The 17546-nt window shown below is 70.6% G+C and carries 14 protein-coding genes and 1 pseudogene; 5 read left to right on the top strand and 10 right to left on the bottom strand.

The features are described from left to right. Positions 1-152: 152 nt before the first annotated feature. On the bottom strand, positions 153-812 hold the full coding sequence (locus CP980_RS32890) for a hypothetical protein (protein ID WP_150529843.1): 660 nt from the start codon (positions 810-812) through the stop codon (positions 153-155). 251 nt (positions 813-1063) lie between these two features. Then, positions 1064-6040: an FG-GAP-like repeat-containing protein gene (locus CP980_RS32895; protein WP_150529844.1), complete on the bottom strand. Its 4977-nt coding sequence runs from the start codon at positions 6038-6040 to the stop codon at positions 1064-1066. An 800-nt stretch (positions 6041-6840) separates the two neighbouring features. Here CP980_RS32895 and CP980_RS32900 point away from each other — a divergent pair. Beyond that, entirely contained in the window at positions 6841-7056 is a 216-nt protein-coding gene (locus CP980_RS32900) for an Imm32 family immunity protein (protein ID WP_150529845.1), read from the top strand. Positions 7057-7138: 82 nt separating this feature from the next. On the opposite strand, the gene CP980_RS32905 is transcribed toward CP980_RS32900, so the two are convergent. Both CP980_RS32905 and CP980_RS32910 read right to left on the bottom strand, forming a co-directional pair. Beyond that, positions 7139-7714: a dihydrofolate reductase family protein gene (locus CP980_RS32905; protein WP_150529846.1), complete on the bottom strand. Its 576-nt coding sequence runs from the start codon at positions 7712-7714 to the stop codon at positions 7139-7141. A 150-nt stretch (positions 7715-7864) separates the two neighbouring features. Beyond that, a complete protein-coding gene (locus CP980_RS32910) occupies positions 7865-8095 on the bottom strand; it encodes a chaplin (RefSeq protein ID WP_132761049.1) in 231 nt (76 codons plus the stop codon). Positions 8096-8341: 246 nt separating this feature from the next. Between CP980_RS32910 and CP980_RS32915 the strand changes: the two genes are divergently transcribed. Next, complete coding sequence (locus CP980_RS32915; RefSeq protein ID WP_150529847.1) at positions 8342-9157, top strand: hypothetical protein; 816 nt, start codon at positions 8342-8344, stop codon at positions 9155-9157. A gap of 100 nt (positions 9158-9257) precedes the next feature. Here the strand turns inward: CP980_RS32915 and CP980_RS32920 are convergent, their stop codons facing one another. Next, positions 9258-9716, bottom strand: coding sequence for a DUF2000 domain-containing protein (locus CP980_RS32920; protein ID WP_150529848.1), 459 nt, complete (start codon positions 9714-9716; stop codon positions 9258-9260). Between the two features lie 49 nt (positions 9717-9765). Here CP980_RS32920 and CP980_RS32925 point away from each other — a divergent pair. Next, positions 9766-10586: pseudogene (locus CP980_RS32925) on the top strand (helix-turn-helix domain-containing protein). Here the strand turns inward: CP980_RS32925 and metX are convergent. The 4 genes from metX to CP980_RS32945 form a co-directional block, all read right to left on the bottom strand. Next, the gene (metX, locus tag CP980_RS32930) at positions 10550-11749 is read right to left on the bottom strand and encodes a homoserine O-acetyltransferase MetX (protein ID WP_132761053.1); all 1200 of its coding nucleotides are present in this window, start codon (positions 11747-11749) and stop codon (positions 10550-10552) included. The pseudogene CP980_RS32925 and the gene metX overlap by 37 nt on opposite strands. Beyond that, positions 11746-13107: a bifunctional o-acetylhomoserine/o-acetylserine sulfhydrylase gene (locus CP980_RS32935; protein ID WP_150529849.1), complete on the bottom strand. Its 1362-nt coding sequence runs from the start codon at positions 13105-13107 to the stop codon at positions 11746-11748. Before CP980_RS32935 ends, metX begins: the two co-directional genes overlap by 4 nt. A gap of 374 nt (positions 13108-13481) precedes the next feature. Next, on the bottom strand, positions 13482-13781 hold the full coding sequence (locus CP980_RS32940) for a hypothetical protein (protein ID WP_132761055.1): 300 nt from the start codon (positions 13779-13781) through the stop codon (positions 13482-13484). Positions 13782-13973: 192 nt separating this feature from the next. Further along, a complete protein-coding gene (locus CP980_RS32945) occupies positions 13974-14810 on the bottom strand; it encodes an undecaprenyl-diphosphate phosphatase (protein WP_132761056.1) in 837 nt (278 codons plus the stop codon). 491 nt (positions 14811-15301) lie between these two features. Between CP980_RS32945 and CP980_RS32950 the strand changes: the two genes are divergently transcribed. Beyond that, positions 15302-16006 carry a DUF1345 domain-containing protein gene (locus CP980_RS32950; protein ID WP_132761057.1) on the top strand — a complete coding sequence of 235 codons (705 nt, stop codon included), beginning with the start codon at positions 15302-15304 and terminating at the stop codon, positions 16004-16006. 37 nt (positions 16007-16043) lie between these two features. Here the strand turns inward: CP980_RS32950 and CP980_RS32955 are convergent, their stop codons facing one another. After that, positions 16044-16799, bottom strand: coding sequence for an ArsR/SmtB family transcription factor (locus CP980_RS32955; RefSeq protein WP_132761123.1), 756 nt, complete (start codon positions 16797-16799; stop codon positions 16044-16046). A 191-nt stretch (positions 16800-16990) separates the two neighbouring features. Between CP980_RS32955 and CP980_RS32960 the strand changes: the two genes are divergently transcribed. Then, positions 16991-17401 carry a rodlin gene (locus tag CP980_RS32960; protein WP_132761058.1) on the top strand — a complete coding sequence of 137 codons (411 nt, stop codon included), beginning with the start codon at positions 16991-16993 and terminating at the stop codon, positions 17399-17401. Positions 17402-17546: the final 145 nt, after the last annotated feature.

The following is a 17546-nucleotide window of genomic DNA, read 5'->3' on the forward strand; positions in this document are numbered from 1 at the left end:
GCGGCACCTCCCGGCACCTTCCAGTGAAACGCGGCACGGCCCCCCTGCCACGCGCCCCGGCGGCACCGAGAACCGGCCGACGACCGCCCCTTCCCGGCTGACGTCCCTGATTTCCGCGTGGCCCTACGGTCGGCCGTCGCGTAGTGCCGCTCTCACCAGGGGCTGCGGATCCGGACTTCCAGGGCGCGGATCCGGTCCTGGTCGTTCGGGCGAAGTCTCAGCAGCAAGTCCTCGGCGACGACGCGGTCACGCTGCCAGATGGTGCACAGCGTCTCCAGGGCGGCTTCGGAGACCTCCCGCTGTTCGTCGGTGGCGGCGTCCGCCAAGGCCTCCATGACCTGCCTGGAGCGCAGTCCGGCGACCGCCCGTGCAATCCGGACCCGCTGCTCGGTGGAGACTGTCGGGTCGGAGAGCGAGACGAGCACATCGGCTGTGTCGTGGGCATCCTGACGGGGCAGCACCCAGAAGACGAAGACGAGCTGCGTACCCACCATGACCAGGTACGACAACGGCATGAGCAGGCCTACGGGCAGTGGCAGGAGCAGCGGGAGCGCGACCATCCAGCCACCCCGGATCCGCTGAATGCCGCCGTCGGGCGGTTCGAATCGCCTGTCGGCCAACAGGATGATCACGAACATGGTGGCGATCGTGAGGAGCGGCACCCCGATCAGCCCCAGTCCCATGCCCGCGACGAACACCTCACCGAAGGGGTCGTCGGCGCGCGGCAGAATCGCCACCGCGATGGCCCAGCCGAGCAGTGCGGTCAGGACGTAGCGCTGCGAAGAGAGGCGCAGCCACGCTCCCGTCGTCATTCCTCGTGCCTCGTTTCGTACCTGTACTTCCCGCGGAGGTTCGTGACGCTGGAGCTGTGCTCGGCCAGGGGGTTTCCCTTGATCCGGCGTCACCCTACCCCACCTAATTGAACGCGTTCAATGCTGTCCGGTGTCATGACAGGTAGTCCCCTCGGGCGGCTCGGTCCGCGGTCGTGTCCCGGGTACGGAGAGGCCCCGCACCTTCGGGGAAGGTGCGGGGCCTTGGGGCTATCGGCGGGGAGCCGGCCGGGTCACCAGGTGCCGGGCAGGGACTGCCAGCTCTGGAGGCCGTTCTCGAAACCGCCGTCCGCGCGGCTCTTGAACGTGAAGGTGCTGGCGGCGCCGCTCGCGTAGTTGTACACGATGCCGACGTCCTCCCGGCCGTCACCGTCGGTGTCGCCCGAGACCGGCAGGGCAGCGCTGGTGCCGTACCAGTACCCCTCCGGCGTGTCCCAGCTGCGGACGTTCTCGCCGACCGTGCCGTCGGCCTTGCCGAGCAGGGTGTCCAGCGAGGAGTGACCGTCACCGTGGTCGTACATCAAGGCGACGTCGGCGCGCTTGTCGCCGTCGTAGTCGCCTACGGTGATCTTCGTCTTCGCGTACTCCCAGACCCCGGCGGGCTTCGCCCAGTGCTTCACCGGGGCGGCGAAGCCGCCGTTCGGCTGGGCGAGTCCGGTGAACAGGGCCGTGCCGTAGGAGGCGTAACCGTACATGGCCAGGAAGTCGTCGCGGCTGTCGCCGTTCATGTCGCCGACGCGGAAGGTGGCGTAGTCGATCCACCACTTGCCGGTGCCCGTGCGCCAGCTCGCGACGGAGGCGTTGAAGGTGTTGTCGCCCTTCGACGTCCACGTGTGGGCGCCCATGTCGCCGTTGCCGTAGTCCTGGATCAGGGCGAGGTCGGCCCGCTTGTCGCCGTTGAAGTCACCCGCCAGGGGCTGGGACTTGGCCCAGGTGTACACGCCCTTGGCGACGGTGATGCTCTTCACCGGGGTGAAGGTGCCCGTGGTGTTGGAGACGAAGTTCCACAGCGCGGTGCTGCCGTCCTCGTACCCGTACCAGGCGCCGATGTCGGCCCGGCCGTCACCGTTGAAGTCGCCCGCGACCCACTTCGCCCGGCCGGTGGAGAAGCTGCCCTTCGCGCTGGTCCAGCGGACCGTCGGCTCCGAGAAGCCGCCGCCCGGCAGGGCGTCGAAGACCCACAGCGCGGTGGTGTCGTCGCCGTAGTCGTACACGGTGGCCAGGTCGCTGCGGCCGTCCCCGTTGAAGTCGCCCGACAGGTCGGTCCGCAGGTGTGCGGTCCGGTCGGCGGGCTGGTGCTCGACGGTGCTGCCGGTGGTGCGGTTGTGGCGGATGTAGCCCTTCTCGAAGTCCTCCCGGGGGCCGCCCGCGACCTCGTACTCGTCGGAGGTGGGGTACCCGAGGGCGCTCTTCTCTCCACCCAGCGCGATCCACTTCTTGCGGATCGAACCGAACACCGACCAGGCGCCGCTGGCCTTGGTCCAGTAGACGGAGCCGGTGTCGGCGGTGTCGGAGCGCTTGCGGAAGTGGTTGAAGCGGGCCACGCCGCCATCGCCCACGTTCGTCTCGTCCGTGGTCGGATAGCCGAGGAAACTGGCCGGGCCGCCGAGCGAGGCGTACTTGTTGAAGATCGATCCGTGGACGGACCAGGCGCCGGTCTCGGCGGACCAGTAGATGCCGCCCTTGCCGCCGGCGGTGGAGGAGAAGGTGGAGTTGTAGCCCGCGCCGTCGAAGTTCTTGGCCTCGTCGGAGACGGGATAGCCCATGATGGACTTCTCGGCGCCCATGCTGAGCCACTTGGCCCGGATGGCGCCCCACACGACCCAGGCACCGCTGCTCGGGTGCCAGTAGATGGAGCCGTTGTCACTGGTCGCGCCCGGGCCGCGGAGGTTCACGTACCGGCCCACGCCGTCGGCGGGGACGAGGACGTCGGTCGTCGGGTAGCCGAGCGACGTGCCGCCCTTGGCCAGGAACTTGGACAGGATCGGGCCGCACAGCGTGTGCGTGCCGGTGGCCGTCGAGGTGAAGGCCTGGCACTCGGACCACGAGGTGCCGCCGAGGACCAGCGGACGGCCCGCCGCGAAGGCGGAGCCCGCGGACGGGGCCCGGCCCGGGAACTCGGTGATCCGGCCGTCGCCGCCGCGGGACCACAGGTCCGCGAAGCCGTCGTTCTCGAAGTCGCCGTTGCTGGACAGGTGCGGGTACGCGGCGCCGGTGAACCCGGTGGCGATCTCACTCTCGCGGGCTGAGGGCTCGCCGAAGACCGCGAGGTCGGCGACGGTGGTCGCGCCGGGCTCCGTGGTGCGGCGGCTGGTGTACTGGTGGATCTTGCCGGTGACGGTGTCGCGGGCCCAGACCTCGGGCAGCTGGTCGCCGTTGAGGTCGCCGGGCGCCATGATCGTCATGTTCTTCCAGTCGGCGTTGCCGAGCGTGACGGGCTCGCCGAACGCGTCGAGGAAGCCGACCGCGGATCCGAGGTACAGCCACAGCTGGTCGCCGGACTTGACCAGCAGGTCGGGCTGGTCATTGTCGTCGGTGCGGCCGTCGCCGTTGTCGTCGTTGACGCTGCCGATGGAGACGACCTGGTCGGCGTTGGCCCAGTGGTCGTCCGCGTCGGGGTTGCCGACTTCTAGTTCAAGACGGTTGGCGTCCGTGGTTTCCAGATCGCCGTCGCCCTTGTTCGGGTAGACGTACAGGTTCTTGCGCGAGCCGTCGGGGCTGGGCCGCAGGACCACGAGGTCCTCGTAGTAGTCCTCGTTCCAGCTGCCGCGGTGCGCCAGCGAGGTGGCGTCGGCGAAGGAACCCTGGTCGAGCTGGCGGGACAGGTCGAAGGTGCCGTCGCCCTTGCCCGGGTGCAGCCACAGGGTGCCGGCGCCCGGGTCGACGCTCCAGATGTCGACGGTGCCGTCGCCGTTGAGGTCGCCGTGCTTGTCACGGGTGGCCAGGCGCTTGGCGTAGAAGAGGTATTCCTTCAGGTTCGACCGGTTGCCGGAGGCGTCCAGACTGCGGACGAAGAGCCGCTGCGGACCGGCGGTGGTCGGCGTGTACTTGACGTCGACCGAGCCGCCCTGGGTGGTCGGCGCGATCTTGTTGACCTTGGGGTTGGAGTCGGTCCACCACTCGAATGAGGTGACGTCCTTCACGCCGTTGGCGCCCAGGGTGAAGACGCCCTCGGTGCGGGCGAAGCCCGTCTTCTCGGGGTCGTCCTCGTTCTCGGGGAACTGGCCGGACTTCACGGACGGGGTCTTGTCCGGCCGGGTGCGGTCGATCGTGAAGGTGCACTGGCCGGCCCAGGGGCCGGGGGCGCCGACCTTGTCCAGGGCCCGGACGTCCCAGCGGTAGGTGCCGTCGAGCCCGGTCGCGGGTATGGGCAGCTGGGCCACGTTGCCGTTGCTGACCGCCCTTTCGACCTTGGTGGGGGTCGAGGCGCCTTCCTTCCAGTAGTGGAACTCGGCCCAGAGGCCGACGTCCGTCTTGTCCTTGTCCTTCACGCGGGCCCGCAGGACGACCTGGTCGGTGGTCCCGATGATGCCGCCGGTGCAGGGGACGGAGGGATCGGTGGACCGCTCGGTCACCTTCTCAGGGATGGTGTTGAAGGTGACCGAGATCTGGGCGCTGTTCGGGTCCAGCTTGCGCCAGGAGACGTCGACGGTGTCCTTGGCCGCCTTCAGGCCGAACGTCCAGTTGCCCCAGTGCTTCTGGGCGGCCATGGCTACGGCCGACTTCACGTTCAGCTCGATCAGGTCGCCGTCACCGGGGCAGTTGCGCCCGCCGTAGGACTGGCCGGTCGCGTCGACCATCCGGACCCAGCTGGGCTGGTTGTTCCAGGTGGTGGACTTGGAGATGGTGCCGGTGTCCCAGACCTGGATGTCACCGGACTTGCAGCTCCAGGAGCCCGCCGACTTCTGCTTGATGCGCAGGGTCGACTCGATGATCTGCTTGTCCCAGTAGTCGGTCATGCCGACCTGGAAGAAGGTCTTGGCGCAGATCACCGCGTTGCCGTTGGCGGCGTCCTTGGCGCAGCCGACGCGGGCGTCCTTGCTGAGCGTGCCGCCGTTCCAGTAGTTGGTGTTCGGCGAGGACGGGAACGCGTTGTGCTTGTACGCGATCGTCCAGGCCTGCTTCCAGGCGTCCCAGGTCGGGTCGATCACGACGGGGTACGTGGTGTCCGGGGCCCGCAGCAGGCTCTGGTCCGGGGTCAGCGTGAGCGTGGACCCGGAGAGCCGGATGCCGAGGTCGGCCTGCTTGGCGCCGGTGGTGACGCCCTCGACCGGGGCGGCGGATGCCTTGGGGGCCTCGGCTGCCGGTGCAGCGGCCGCGAGTGCAGCGGCGGCCGGAGCCGAGGCCTGGCGCGGCGCCTTGGCCGACGGGCTCGCCGGGGCGGCGCCTTCGGCGGACTGGGGCTGGGGCTGCGTCTGCGGCTGGGCCTGCGGGTCGGCGGTCTTCTGCCCGCCCGCGTCCCACATCTGAGGCTTCGCCGAGCCGAACACGGTCTGGCCGTTCGGGTCCAGTGCGCGCAGCTGGCCGTCGGCCTCGGCGCGTACGGTCAGCCCCTTGGCCTTGAGGCCGAAGTCGAGCTGCGTGAGGGCCGGATTGGACGCCGCCTCCCGGGACTTGACGATCAGGGCGTGGGAGAAGCTGTCGACGGTCGCGCTGACGCGCAGGTCGACTCCGGGGAGGACCTCGGGGTAGACGGCGCTGTCGCCCTCCAGCTTCGGCTCGGGAAGCGGCTTGGGCCAGGACAGGGACACATCACGGCCGTTTTCCGACATCACCGCCAGCGGAGCCTCGCCGCCGCCGGAGAAGGTCAGGCCCATTGCCGTTGCTTTAGGTGCGATACGTCCGTCGCGGCCGCGCTCCAGCGTGGTGTCGACCGGAATCAGCTTTCCGCCCTTGCGGACCCGGACGGGCACCAGCGAGCGATTGGCCGTTTTGGTCCCGTCAGGGTTGGCCCACACGTCGTCGGTCTCGGTGCGCCCGCTCACGATCTCGACCGGCTTGCCGGTCCGCTTGGCCTCTGCGGCCGCCCTTTCGGCGTCGGTCCGGGCGGCGGGATCCTGACTGCGGGCAGCCGCGCCGTGGGCACCGGCCGCCACGGCGGTGGGTGCCGTGGCCAGCAGGCCGGCAGTCAGGGCCACGGTGGTGACCAGCGCCGATGCCCGTAGGCGTGGCTGGCCGATGGCGCGGAGCCGCGCCAGGGGTGGTCTCACGGGTGTTCCTTGAAGTCGTCCCGCGCGCTCCGGGAACGGTTCCTGCGCGCGGATGGCTCGAATCGGACCGGGTGAGCTTCTCACGTGGGATGCGCCGAAAATAAAGCGGAAGAGGAAATTCCGATTCCGATGACTTGGAGTCCGCCTTTGCCCGTCCTTGGTTTGCTCAAAGACGTGTGGAAACCTGCGGTAACAGGGGCCATAAAGTGTGACGCACTCCTCGCTGTTACTTTTTGGGTCGTTGTCGAAACAGCGTGTAGATTGCTTTCGCGTGTGACTCTCCACGAAATCGACTTTGCCAAATCCCAATTCGTACGGTAGGGGGCAGGCGGCGCAGACGATCGCTCGGCTGATCGGTACCAGCCCTGGCCGTCAGCCCGCTCGTCACAGGACTCGGCGCACCGCCCGTGACGGCCGCCGCGCCGGGATGCTCACCGCTCCGGCGGCGGGTGACACCGAAGCTCCGGCCACGCCCAAGGTGTGGCCACCGACGCGCAGTGCTTCGCCTACGACTACGTGCGCCGTACGTCGGACGCCTGGACGGCGACCGACGACTGCGCCGCCCAGCCGGGCGCGAAGGTCGACACCGCCGGTCCCGGCGTCGCGGGCCGAGCCCTACACCTACGACGAGATCGGCAACACCCGCCCGCGGACCGTCCAGGGCAACACCCAGAACCTGGAATGGGACATCGAGGGGCACCTCGCGAAGGCCACCGAGGCTCGCAGACGACCGAGTACGTCTACGACACCACGGGCAGCGGGCGCGCGTCGTCTTCCGGCAGGCGGACGCCGCCGAAGCGGTGATCTCCATCTCCGTCCTCGCGGACGGTGAGCCCCTGGAGGTGCGGGGCGGCGCGGAGGCCCTGGCCTACCTTGCCCCCTACATCGAGGGCTTCCCCGAGGACGGTGACGCGACCGGGCACCTCCCCCCGGAGTACCCGGGGCACGACTATCTGGCGGAGGAATCGGATCCGCTGGTCGTCGCTCTCGACGAGGGGGCCTCCTCCCCGTCCTGACCGGCGTACCCCACAGGGCCCTGCCGCGGCGTCACCGCCGCGGCAGGGCCTTCCCGTTGCCCGGGCTCTTGCCGATGAAGCCCTAGAGGGCGGCCTCGCGCGCAACGCGGTAGCGGAGGTAGACGAACTTCGAGTTGAAGGTGCGGGTCTCGACGAGTTCGAGATCCACCCGGCGCTCGTTCCGGGCGAAGAACGGAATACCACCGCCGACCAGTACGGGATGGACGATCACCTGGTACTCGTCGATCAGCCCCGACGCGGACGCCTCTGCAGCGAGGGTCGCCCCGCCGATCGCGATGTCGCCCTCCGCGGGCTCGGCACGCAACCGCGCGATCTCCTCCGCCAGGCCCCCGGAGGCCAGACGGGCATGGCCCTGCACCGTCGACAGCGTCGTGGAGAACACCACCTTCGGCAGCGGGTTCCAGAGCGAGGCCCACTCCAGCTCGGCGGCGCCGAGCGACGGATCCTGGTCGGCGGTCTCCCAGTACAGCATCGTCTCGTACAGCCGCCGGCCCATCAGGTGGACGCCGACCTGGCGGATCTCGTCGATCCAGAAGCGGAAGACGTCCGGGTCGGGCGCCGTCCAGTCGAACCCGCCGTCCGGACCGACGATGTAGCCGTCGAGGGAGACACCCATTGAGTAGGTCACGGTGCGCATCAGAAGTCCTCCTCCTCGGGAACTGGATTCGACCGTACGGCAGCGTGGGCGCGGCCGCCGGGGAGGAATCCGGGGCCGCGCCCACGTGGTCACACGGGGAACCGGCAGGGTTCCGCGGTGTGTTGCGGTGTGTTGCGGTGTGGGGTCAGGTCAGGCGTTGACGCAGGTGTTGCCGAAGGCCGGGTTGAGCAGCCCGATGACGTTGACGCTGTTGCCGCACACGTTGACGGGGATGTGGACCGGGACCTGGACGGCGTTGCCGGAGGCCACGCCGGGAGAGCCGATGGCCGCGCCGCTGGCGCCGGCGTCGGCGGAGGCGATGCCCGCGCCGGCGAGGAGGATGGCGCCGGTGGCGGTGATGACGGCCGTGGTCTTCTTCATGGGGGTCTCCTGCAAGATATGGGTCTGAGTGGTGAGCCAAAGCGGCCCCCGCCGTGGGTCCGGTGGACGGGCCCACCACGAGGCGTGCTTTTCCCCCCTAACCGGCCGACGGGCCGCGCGGACACGGCCATCGACCCGTACGGGTGCGGCAACGTGTGGTCGGACCGCCGGCAGACTGCCTCGCGCCGATGGTCGGGCGGCGCTCCTGCCAGACCCGGGCCTCCGCGCCTCTGTCATGCTTGCGCCATGTCCGAACCGGAAAACCCAGGTGTCGCGACCGCGACCGCGGCCGCAGCTCGGCGCAAGCGGCTGATCGCGTCCGTGATTTCGCTCGCGGCCATGGGAATCGGCGTGGTCCACGTCGTCAGGCCCGATGTGAAGATCGACGGCACGACCCTGGCGCTCGCCGCCATCGCGGTCGTGCCGTGGCTGGGCGACCTCTTCGAGAGCATCGAACTCCCCGGCGGGACCAAGCTCCAGTACCACAGGCTGGAAGAGCGGATCGACGCAACCGAGCAGCGTACGGAGGAAATCCGGCAAGCGGCCGACGACGCGGCCCGGCAGGCCCGGGTCGCCCTGGTGACCTCGGTGAGCGAGGACACGACAGGTGCCTCACCGGCGGAGCGGGCCGCACAGCTCGCCCACGAGTTCAACGAGCTGAGGCGAACCGAACCCTCCGGTCCCGGCCGGACCCACCGCCAGGAGCAGATCTTCGCCGAGCTGGTCAGGCTCACCCCGCACCTGGCCGACATGGATCCGCACGCAGCGCTCGCCTCGGACGACAGCGGGACGCGCCTGACCGCATACGCGCGCCTGTACGCGATACCGGGGCCGCAGTACCTCAGAGCACTGGTGGAGGCGGCCGCCGAGGAGAACGTCCCCTTCAACCAGTACTGGGCCTTCCACGCGGTCGGCGCGGTGATCGACACCATCGGGGCGGGCCGGGTCGAGCTGGCCACCGCCCGGCGCCTTCGCGCCTGCGTCTCACGGGTCCCGGAGAACAGCGACCGCGCCCGCGCGCTGAGCGCCGTCCTCACGAGACTGGACGACGACGCGGCCTGACGGGGAGGCGGCCTGACGGGTGGACGACGGGCGTCACCCGCACCGGCCTCCGACTCGTCCGCGCCACCGCGAAGGCGCCGGGGGTGAGAGGCGAGCCCGTTCACCCGTGCATGCGGGCGCCCTTGAGGACCTTGTCCACGGCGTTGCGCGGCCCGTGGACGGCGATACCGACCAGGTCGAGCCGGTCCTTGCCCACGGCCGCCACCGCTGCCCGGTTCGCGCGGTCGTGGCCCGTGGCGAACAGGTCCGAGGTGAAGACCGCGGTCGGCAGTCCCCGCCGCACCGCCCGCTCGTGCGCCGCGGTCACCGCCTCCTTCCCGCCCTCGAAGACCAGCACGGGCTGGCGGAACATCGGCAGGTAGCGGGTGCCGTCGGCGTCCTGGTACGGCTCCCCGACCACCTCGGGGAGGACCGTCCCGAGCCCGCTGACGAGGAACGCGGTGACGTTGAGCCGCTGCCACGTCTCCAGGTCGTCGCGCAGCAGTACCGCGATCTTGGTGTCGAAGCGTACGGGCGCATCGTTGTCTTCGTTGTCTTTGTTCTTCGTCTCGTTGCTCATGGCTTGAGACTGCCGGGCGCCGCCCCGCGCGGTCTTGTACGTTCTTTGCGTGCAGCCCCAGCAGGAAGTCTCGGCCTGGCACCCGCCGGTCGCGGGTGTCGTCGAGGTCTTCCACGCCCGTTTCACCGAGCACGCGTACCCCATGCACGTCCATGACGAGTGGACCCTGCTGATCGTCGACGACGGCGCCGTCCACTACGACCTGGACCGCCACCGGCGCGCCACCCCGGGCGGCGCCGTGAGCCTTCTCCCGCCCCAGGTCGCGCACAACGGCTCCGCCGCCACCTCGCACGGGTTCCGCAAGCGCGTCGTCTACCTCGACACGACGGTGCTGGACGAGCGCTTCATCGGCGCCGCCGTGGACGGCCCGGACCTCGCCGATCCGCTCCTGCGCCGGCGCGTCGGGCAGCTCCACCAGGTCCTGGCCTCTCCCGGTGACGCGTTCGAGGCGGAGAGCAGACTGGCCCTGATCGGCGAACGGCTGCGCGTCCTGCTCCAGCCGCGCCTCGAACATCCCGGCGCCCACACCGCATCGCCCCGCCCCGGCATCGCCCGCGGCCTGCGCGAACTGCTCGACGAGCGGGTGGTCGAGGGCATCTCCCTGCCGGAAGCGGCGACTTTGATCCAGGCACACCCCGCCCACCTCGTCCGGACGTTCAGTGCCGCCTTCGGCATCGCCCCGCACCAGTACCTGATCGCGCGCCGGGTCGCCCTGGCCCGCCGGATGCTCCTCGACGGCCGCCCGGCCGCCGAGGTGGCGGCCGAGGGCGGATTCCACGACCAGTCCCACTTCACCCGGCACTTCAAACGGATCGTGGCACCACCCCCGGGCGCTACGCCGGCTCCGCGCCGGTGCGGCGGGCGGGTTGATCCGGCGCGCCCGCCAGGAGTTCCCGTACGAGTCCACCGACCTGCTCCGTCTCCAACAGGAATCCGTCGTGCCCGTACGGGGAGCGGACGACCCGGACCCCGTCCGCGGACGCAATCCCCGCCGCCAGTTCCTCCTGCTGTACGAGGGGGTAGAGGTGGTCGGAGTCCACCCCGGCCACCACCGTCCGCGCCCGTACCCGGCCGAGGGCCGCCCGCGTACCGCCGCGGCCCCGCCCGATGTCATGCGTGTTCATGGCCTCGACCAGCGCCACGTAACTGGCCGCGTCGAACCGCCGGACGAGCTTGGCGGCCTGGTGGTCGAGGTACGACTCGACGCGGTACCGCCCTCCGCGCCAGGGATGTTCCCCCTCCTGGGCCTCGTGGCCGAAGCGGGACTGCAATTCCCCGGCCGAGCGGTAGGTGACGTGTGCGATGCGGCGGGCGATGCCCAGACCCGTGTGCGGTCCCCGCCCGGGGCCGGCATCGTGGTAGTCGCCGCCCCGCCAGTGGGGGTCGGCGCGGATCGCGTGCAGCTGCGCGGAGGCCCAGGCGATCTGCTCCGCGCTCGCCGCCGCCGGACAGGCCAGCAGCAGCAGCGCGCTCACGCGCCGGGATTCCCCGACGGCCCACTCCAACGCCCGCATCCCGCCCATGGATCCGCCGATCACCAGCGCCCAGCGTTCGATGCCGAGCGCGTCGGCGAGACCGACCTCGGCACGTACCTGGTCGCGCTGGGTCAGTCGGGGGAAGGCGCTGCCCCATGCCTTCCCGCCGGGGCCGGGGGAGGCGGGTCCCGTGCTTCCCTGGCAGCCGCCCAGTACGTTCGGCGCGACCACGAACCACCGGTCGGTGTCGAGGGCGCGGCCCGGGCCGACCAGCGCCTCCCACCAGCCGGCGGTCGGGTGGCCGGGTCCGGCGGCGCCGGCGACGTGGCTGTCGCCGGTCAGCGCGTGCAGGACGAGGACCGCGTTCGAACGGTCGGGCGAGAGCCGTCCCCAGGTCTCGAACGCCAGCCGCACCCCCGGGAGTACACCGCCCGCCTCCAGCTCCAGCGGCTGTGTGCGCCGGTACCACTGGCGGCGCCCGGGCGGGTCCCCTTCCCGCCACGCACCGGTGGCGGGAAGGGGGACCTCGGTGGCCGGGGCCGCTGCGGCGGGGTTCAGGACACTGCCTTCGCGGCGCGGAAGCCGGCCTCCAGGTCGGCCTTCAGGTCCGCCGCGTTCTCGATGCCGACCGACAGGCGCACGAGCCCCGCGGTGGTGCCCGTCGCGGCGAGCTGTGCCTCGTCGAGCTGGCTGTGGGTGGTGGACGCGGGATGGATGACGAGGCTGCGGACGTCACCGATGTTCGCGAGGTGGCTGAACAGCTCCAGTCCGTCCACGAACCGCCGGCCCGCCTCGACGCCCCCGCGCAGCTCGAACGAGAGGACGGCCCCGGCGCCGCGCGGCAGGTAGCGGCGCCCCGCCTCGTACCAGCGGCTCGACGGCAGGCCGGGGTAGTGGACCGCCGACACCTCGTCGCGCCTTTCGAGCCACTCTGCCAGCGCCAGGGCGTTCGAGGAATGCCGCTCCAGCCGCAGGCTCAGCGTTTCGACGCCCTGGAGCAGCAGGAACGCCGAGTGCGGTGCGATGGCGGGGCCGAGGTCGCGCAGCAGTTGCACGCGCAGCTTGACGGCGTACGCGCCCGCACCGAGCGCGGGCCAGTAACGCAGGCCGTGGTAGCTGGGATCGGGTTCGGTGAAGTCGGGGAAACGCTCCGGGTGCGCGCCGAAGTCGAAGGTGCCCGCGTCGACGACCACACCTCCGATGGTGGTGCCGTGCCCGCCGAGGAACTTGGTGGCCGAGTGGACGACGACGTCCGCCCCGTGCTCGATGGGGCGCAGCAGGTACGGGGTGGGCACGGTGTTGTCGACGATGAGCGGCAGGCCGGCCGCGTGCGCGACGTCGGCCACGCCCCGGACGTCGAGGACGTTGCCGCGCGGGTTGCCGAGGGTCTCGGCGAACAGCGCCTTGGTGTGGGGCCGTACGGCGGCCCGCCACGCGTCGAGGTCGTCGGGGTCCTCGACGAAGGACACCTCGATGCCGAACCTCGGCAGGGTGTGCCGGAACAGGTTGTACGTGCCGCCGTAGAGGGAGGCGCTGGAGACGATGTGATCGCCGGACGAGGCCACGTTCAGGAGCGCGAGGGTCTCGGCGGCCTGCCCAGAGGCGAGGGCGACGGCGGCGACACCGCCTTCGAGGGCGGCGACGCGCTGTTCGAGGGCGTCCTGGGTGGGGTTGTGGATGCGGGTGTAGATGTTGCCGGGTTCGGCGAGGGAGAAGAGGTCGGCGGCGTGCCGGGTGTCACGGAAGACGAAGGAGGTGGTCTGGTAGATCGGGACCGCGCGGGCGCCGGTGGCCGGGTCGGGGGCGGTGCCGGCGTGGAGCTGCTTGGTCTCGAACGACCAGGCCGGCGTACCGGCTCCGGCGGGCTCGCCGTCGGGGGTGTGACCTGCGGTGACGGCGTCGATGGGCTGGCTCATGGGTCTCCTCGGCGATGAGGGTGAACAGGGTGGAGGCGGGCGGCCGCCGGCACTCGCAACGGAGCCCCGACGCCGCGGACGGGCGTGGGCGCGTTACGGGTACGGGATGGGTACGGGTACGACGGAGCCGGCGCGGGCGGCGCGCGTGGGGGAGTTCACCGTGGAGCCGCGGCCCGGCGTCGGACGGCCCCCGCCCGGCAGCAGCAGCCGTGGTGGCCACGACGACGGGGCGGAGCGGGAGTACGTACGACGGGTACGCGGGCGCGTGGTGGAAGGCGCGGGACTATGCCGCGCGGCGCCGCGTCAGCGGGTGACGGGACAACCCGTGGTCGTGACACGCACGTAGTCGACGTGGCGACGGGTCACGAGTACGGTCATGCACCCAGGTAACCACAGGCCGGGCGCGCCGCACCAGCTCTTTCGTCCAGGAGGAGCCTCAGTACGGCTTCCCGCCGGTCCGCGGTGGGCGCGCCGCCCGTCACGGTGGCGGGCTTGAGGGCCGAGCCGGGGCGGGCGCAGGTGGTCTCGGCGGCGCCGCGCGAGAGGGCGATGCGCTTCTGTGGCGGAGCCGCGCCGGAGGCGGCACCCGGCGGCGGCGCGGGCGGGTCGGCCGGCCGGTGTCCCGCGATCGGTTTCACGTGCGCCTCGGCCGGCCGGACGTACAGCAGGGACATGCAGGGCGGTCGTTCGCGACGAGGTGGTGTGCAGCAGCCGGACCGTCACAATGCCAAGTCACCGCCGGTACCTGATCGAACTGGCCGACCGGGTCGTGGAACTGCGCGACGGCCACGTCATCGGGTCCGAAGCCCCACGCTGATGCGGGCGTCCCGCCCGCCGCGTGCCGCGCCCGGCCGGACCGGGTGTGGTCAGGCGGCGAGGATGCCGGTGCCGAGGAGTCCGAAGAGCAGGATTCCGACGGCGATGCGGTAGATGACGAAGGCGTTGAAGGAGTGCTTGGCGACGAACTTGAGGAGCCAGGCGATGGAGGCGTAGGCGACGGCGAAGGAGACGGCGGTGCCGACGACCAGCGGCAGCGTGTCGACTCCGGCGCCGACGGCGTCCTTGAGCTCGTAGAGTCCGGCGCCGGTCAGGGCGGGGATCCCGAGGAAGAAGGACAGGCGAGTGGCGGCGACGCGTTCGAGGTCGAGGATGAGGCCGGTGGACATGGTGGCGCCGGAGCGGGAGAAGCCGGGGAAGAGCAGGGCGAGGATCTGCGAACAGCCCACCAGCATGGCGTCCTTGAGGCCGGTGTCGTCCTCGCCGCGCTTGTGGCGTCCCATCTGGTCGGCGGCCCACATGAGGCCGCTGCCGACGATGAGGGAGCCGGCGACCACCCACAGGGAGGCCAGGGTGCTCTCGATGAGGGGTTTCGCGGCGAGCCCGACGACCACGATCGGGATGGTGGCGTAGATGACCCACCAGGCGAACTTGTAGTCGTGGTGGTAGCGCTCCTCGCGGTTGACGAGGCCGCGTCCCCAGGCGGTCATGATCCGCACGATGTCCTTGAAGAAGTAGACGAGGACCGCGGCGATCGCTCCGACCTGGATGACCGCGGTGAAGGCGACGACGGCCTTGTCGTCCACGGGGATCCCCATCAGGCCCTCGGTGATCTTCAGGTGGCCGGTCGAGGAGACCGGCAGGAACTCGGTGACCCCCTCGACGATGCCGAGGACCGCTGCCTGCCCGATACCGATGGTGCTCAATTCGTCCGTCCCTGGGGTTGGTTCGATCTGCTGCTGGTCACAACGCGGCTGACCGCCGCACGGTCCGGGGCTGTGGATTCGGCGGCAGGGTGCGGCGGGCCGCCGGGCAGCGCGGTCGCGCCCGGAGCCCTTTCCCCGCGGTGCAGTTGGACCCCGGGGCGCACGCCACGGCTGACTATAGCGTCTACTGTGATGTAGACACACGGAAAGGCGGCCGCGTTCCGCTCGGCCGACCTCAGAGCGTCCCTGCCGCTTCGGCGGGCGTGTGAACGCGGAGCGTGTCGGCGGCGGGCCGTATTCACCCCGGTCTACGGTGGAGCCGAGGTCCGGCGCCCCGTCATTCCGGGACCTCCCCGTACGCCTTCCCCTGCGAGGAGCGGCACATGAACGCGACAACAAGGGCGACCGGCGCCATCGGCTACGCCCGAAGCCGCACGACCCTGACGGCGCATGCGATCTGAACTGCCGCCGCGCCCGGGAGGGGTTCGGCCGTGAGCGGAAAGCGCTCGTCCGACACGGACCGTTCGAGCCCGCAGGAGCCGGGGCCGAAGGGCGGGCCCCGCACCGAGAGGCGCTGGCCGATGGCCGCAGCGGTCATCGCTTCCGCGGTGCTCACCCTGCTGCTGCCGGACGACCTGCGCCTTGGGCCCCGATGGGCGCTCCCCCTCGCAGAAGGCCTGCTGCTGGTGGTGCTGATCTCGGGAGACCCCGGTCGGATCAGCCGCCGCTCGACCGTCCTGCGCTCAGTGGCGATCGCCTTGGTCGTCGTACTCGTCGGCAGCGCCATGTGGTCGACCCTCCAACTGATCGACGATCTCATCCACGGCGGGCATGAGACCAACTCAGCCGACGCCCTTCTGCTGGCCGGTGGCAGCGTCTGGGCCACCACCGTCCTCGCCTTCTCCCTCCTGTACTTCGAACTCGACAGCGGCGGGCCGGCCGCCCGGACCCACCACATGCCCCCCACTCCGGCGCTCGCCTTCCCCCAGCACCTCAGCCCCGAACTGCAGGCCGCGGACTGGCGCCCCCACTACATCGACTACCTCTACCTTGGGTTCACCAATTCCACCGCGCTGAGCCCCACCGACGTCATGCCGCTCGCCCCGTGGGCCAAGAGCGTCATGACCCTCCAGTCCGTCCTCTCCCTCATGATCCTGGGACTCGTCGTCGCCAGGGCCGTGAACGTCCTGGCCTGAGCGGGCCTGTCGCTCGGCGCCGGCTCCTGCGACGCGGTCAGGACCAGGGCGGCGAGGACAGCGGCTTGCCCGTCTCGACATAGGTCTTGAGGTTGGACAGCACTGCCGACCAGCCGCCGGAGGCCTGGCGGTGCTCTTCCTCGTCGCGCAGGTTCTCGTGGGTGACGGTGAGCCGGACGACGCTGTCGCCGAGCGGCCTGAGGTCGAAGGTGACCGTGGAGGGGCCGTCCGGGCGGTCTTCGTCGGGGCCGGCCCAGGTGAAGACGAGGCGCTTGCCCGGGATGGCTTCGACGACGGTGCCCACCACGTCGGCGATGCCGGAGCCGTCGGTGCGGCGGTGCTCCCAGGCGGAACCGGGCTGCCAGTCGGAGACGTTGCTGTGGCCCCAGTAGGCGGCGGTCGTCTCGGGGTCGGTCAGTGCCTCCCAGACCTTGTCCGCGGTGGCCTCGATGTAGGTGGTGTAGACGAATTGCGGCTTGTCGGACATGGCGTGCTCGGCCTTCCGTTTCAGTGCGCTCAGGGTCCGCAGGCGCGGGCGTTCGAACTTGTCGATCCACCGTTCCTGGATCTCGTGGAGCGGTACGGGGTTGAGGTAGTGGAGTTTCTCCCGGCCCCTTCTGGTCGTGCTGACGAGGTTCGCGGCCTCCAGCAGAGCCAGGTGCTGGGTGGCGGCCTGACGGGACATCGCCAGGCCGTCGCACAGCTCGCTGAGCGTCTGGCCGTTGTTCACGTACAGCCGGTCCAGCAGGTGCCGGCGGGTCGCATCGGACAGAGCCTTGAAGACCTTGTCCATCTCATCGCTCACATCACCCATCATGCAAGTAATTACCTGCATGTCAAACGGGCGGGACGCACAACCCACCCATTGCGAAGCCGCCGCCCCGAGGCTGTGGGGCAATCGGGTGAATCGGCACAACCTGCCCGGGGTGCCGTCGTTGATCAAGGCGTTCGTCACCCTGCACTCGGGCAACAGAAGGACCCCTGATGATCAAGAAGATGATGGCCACCGCCGCCGCCACCGCGTCGATCCTTGGTGCGGGCGCTGCTGTGGCAGCCCCGGCCATGGCCATCGGCAACGACAACGGGATCAACACCGTCAACGGGAACGGTGCCCAGCAGATCTACGGCAACCAGAAGACCGAAGGCGCGCAGAGCCCGCAGCTCAGCCTGGTCCAGGGCACCCTCAACAAGCCCTGCATCGGCCTGCCGGTCAAGGTCAACGCCCAGTCGATCCTGGCGGCCCTCAACATCGGCGTCCAGGACGTCAACGTCCTGTCCAACCCGATGAACCAGCAGTGCACCGAGAACTCCACCCAGGCCAAGGGCGACGAGCCGCTCTCCCACATCCTGGACAACATCCCGGTCCTGTCCGGCAACCTCTCCGCCGGCAGCTGACGCACAACCCCCTCTGCGAGCCGGGGCCTCCGACGCCCGCGCGAGTGCCCACGAGGCCCCGGCTTGTTCCCTGCGGATCCGAGGATCTTTCCGCCCCCGGCCGCGGCTCCCCGCCCGCTGCTCCCGGGCCGCTGCTCCCCGTCCG

Origin of the sequence: Streptomyces vinaceus, from assembly GCF_008704935.1 — a bacterium.
Classification (GTDB): domain Bacteria; phylum Actinomycetota; class Actinomycetes; order Streptomycetales; family Streptomycetaceae; genus Streptomyces; species Streptomyces vinaceus.

Coding starts and splice junctions, on each gene's coding strand:
- CP980_RS32890 (WP_150529843.1), bottom strand. CDS start 812: ATGACGACGGGAGCGTGGCTGCGCCTCTCTTCGCAGCGCTACGTCCTG.
- CP980_RS32905 (WP_150529846.1), bottom strand. CDS start 7,714: ATGCGCACCGTGACCTACTCAATGGGTGTCTCCCTCGACGGCTACATC.
- CP980_RS32910 (WP_132761049.1), bottom strand. CDS start 8,095: ATGAAGAAGACCACGGCCGTCATCACCGCCACCGGCGCCATCCTCCTC.
- CP980_RS32915 (WP_150529847.1), top strand. CDS start 8,342: ATGTCCGAACCGGAAAACCCAGGTGTCGCGACCGCGACCGCGGCCGCA.
- CP980_RS32920 (WP_150529848.1), bottom strand. CDS start 9,716: ATGAGCAACGAGACGAAGAACAAAGACAACGAAGACAACGATGCGCCC.
- CP980_RS32935 (WP_150529849.1), bottom strand. CDS start 13,107: ATGAGCCAGCCCATCGACGCCGTCACCGCAGGTCACACCCCCGACGGC.
- CP980_RS32940 (WP_132761055.1), bottom strand. CDS start 13,781: ATGTCCCTGCTGTACGTCCGGCCGGCCGAGGCGCACGTGAAACCGATC.
- CP980_RS32955 (WP_132761123.1), bottom strand. CDS start 16,799: ATGGACAAGGTCTTCAAGGCTCTGTCCGATGCGACCCGCCGGCACCTG.
- CP980_RS32960 (WP_132761058.1), top strand. CDS start 16,991: ATGATCAAGAAGATGATGGCCACCGCCGCCGCCACCGCGTCGATCCTT.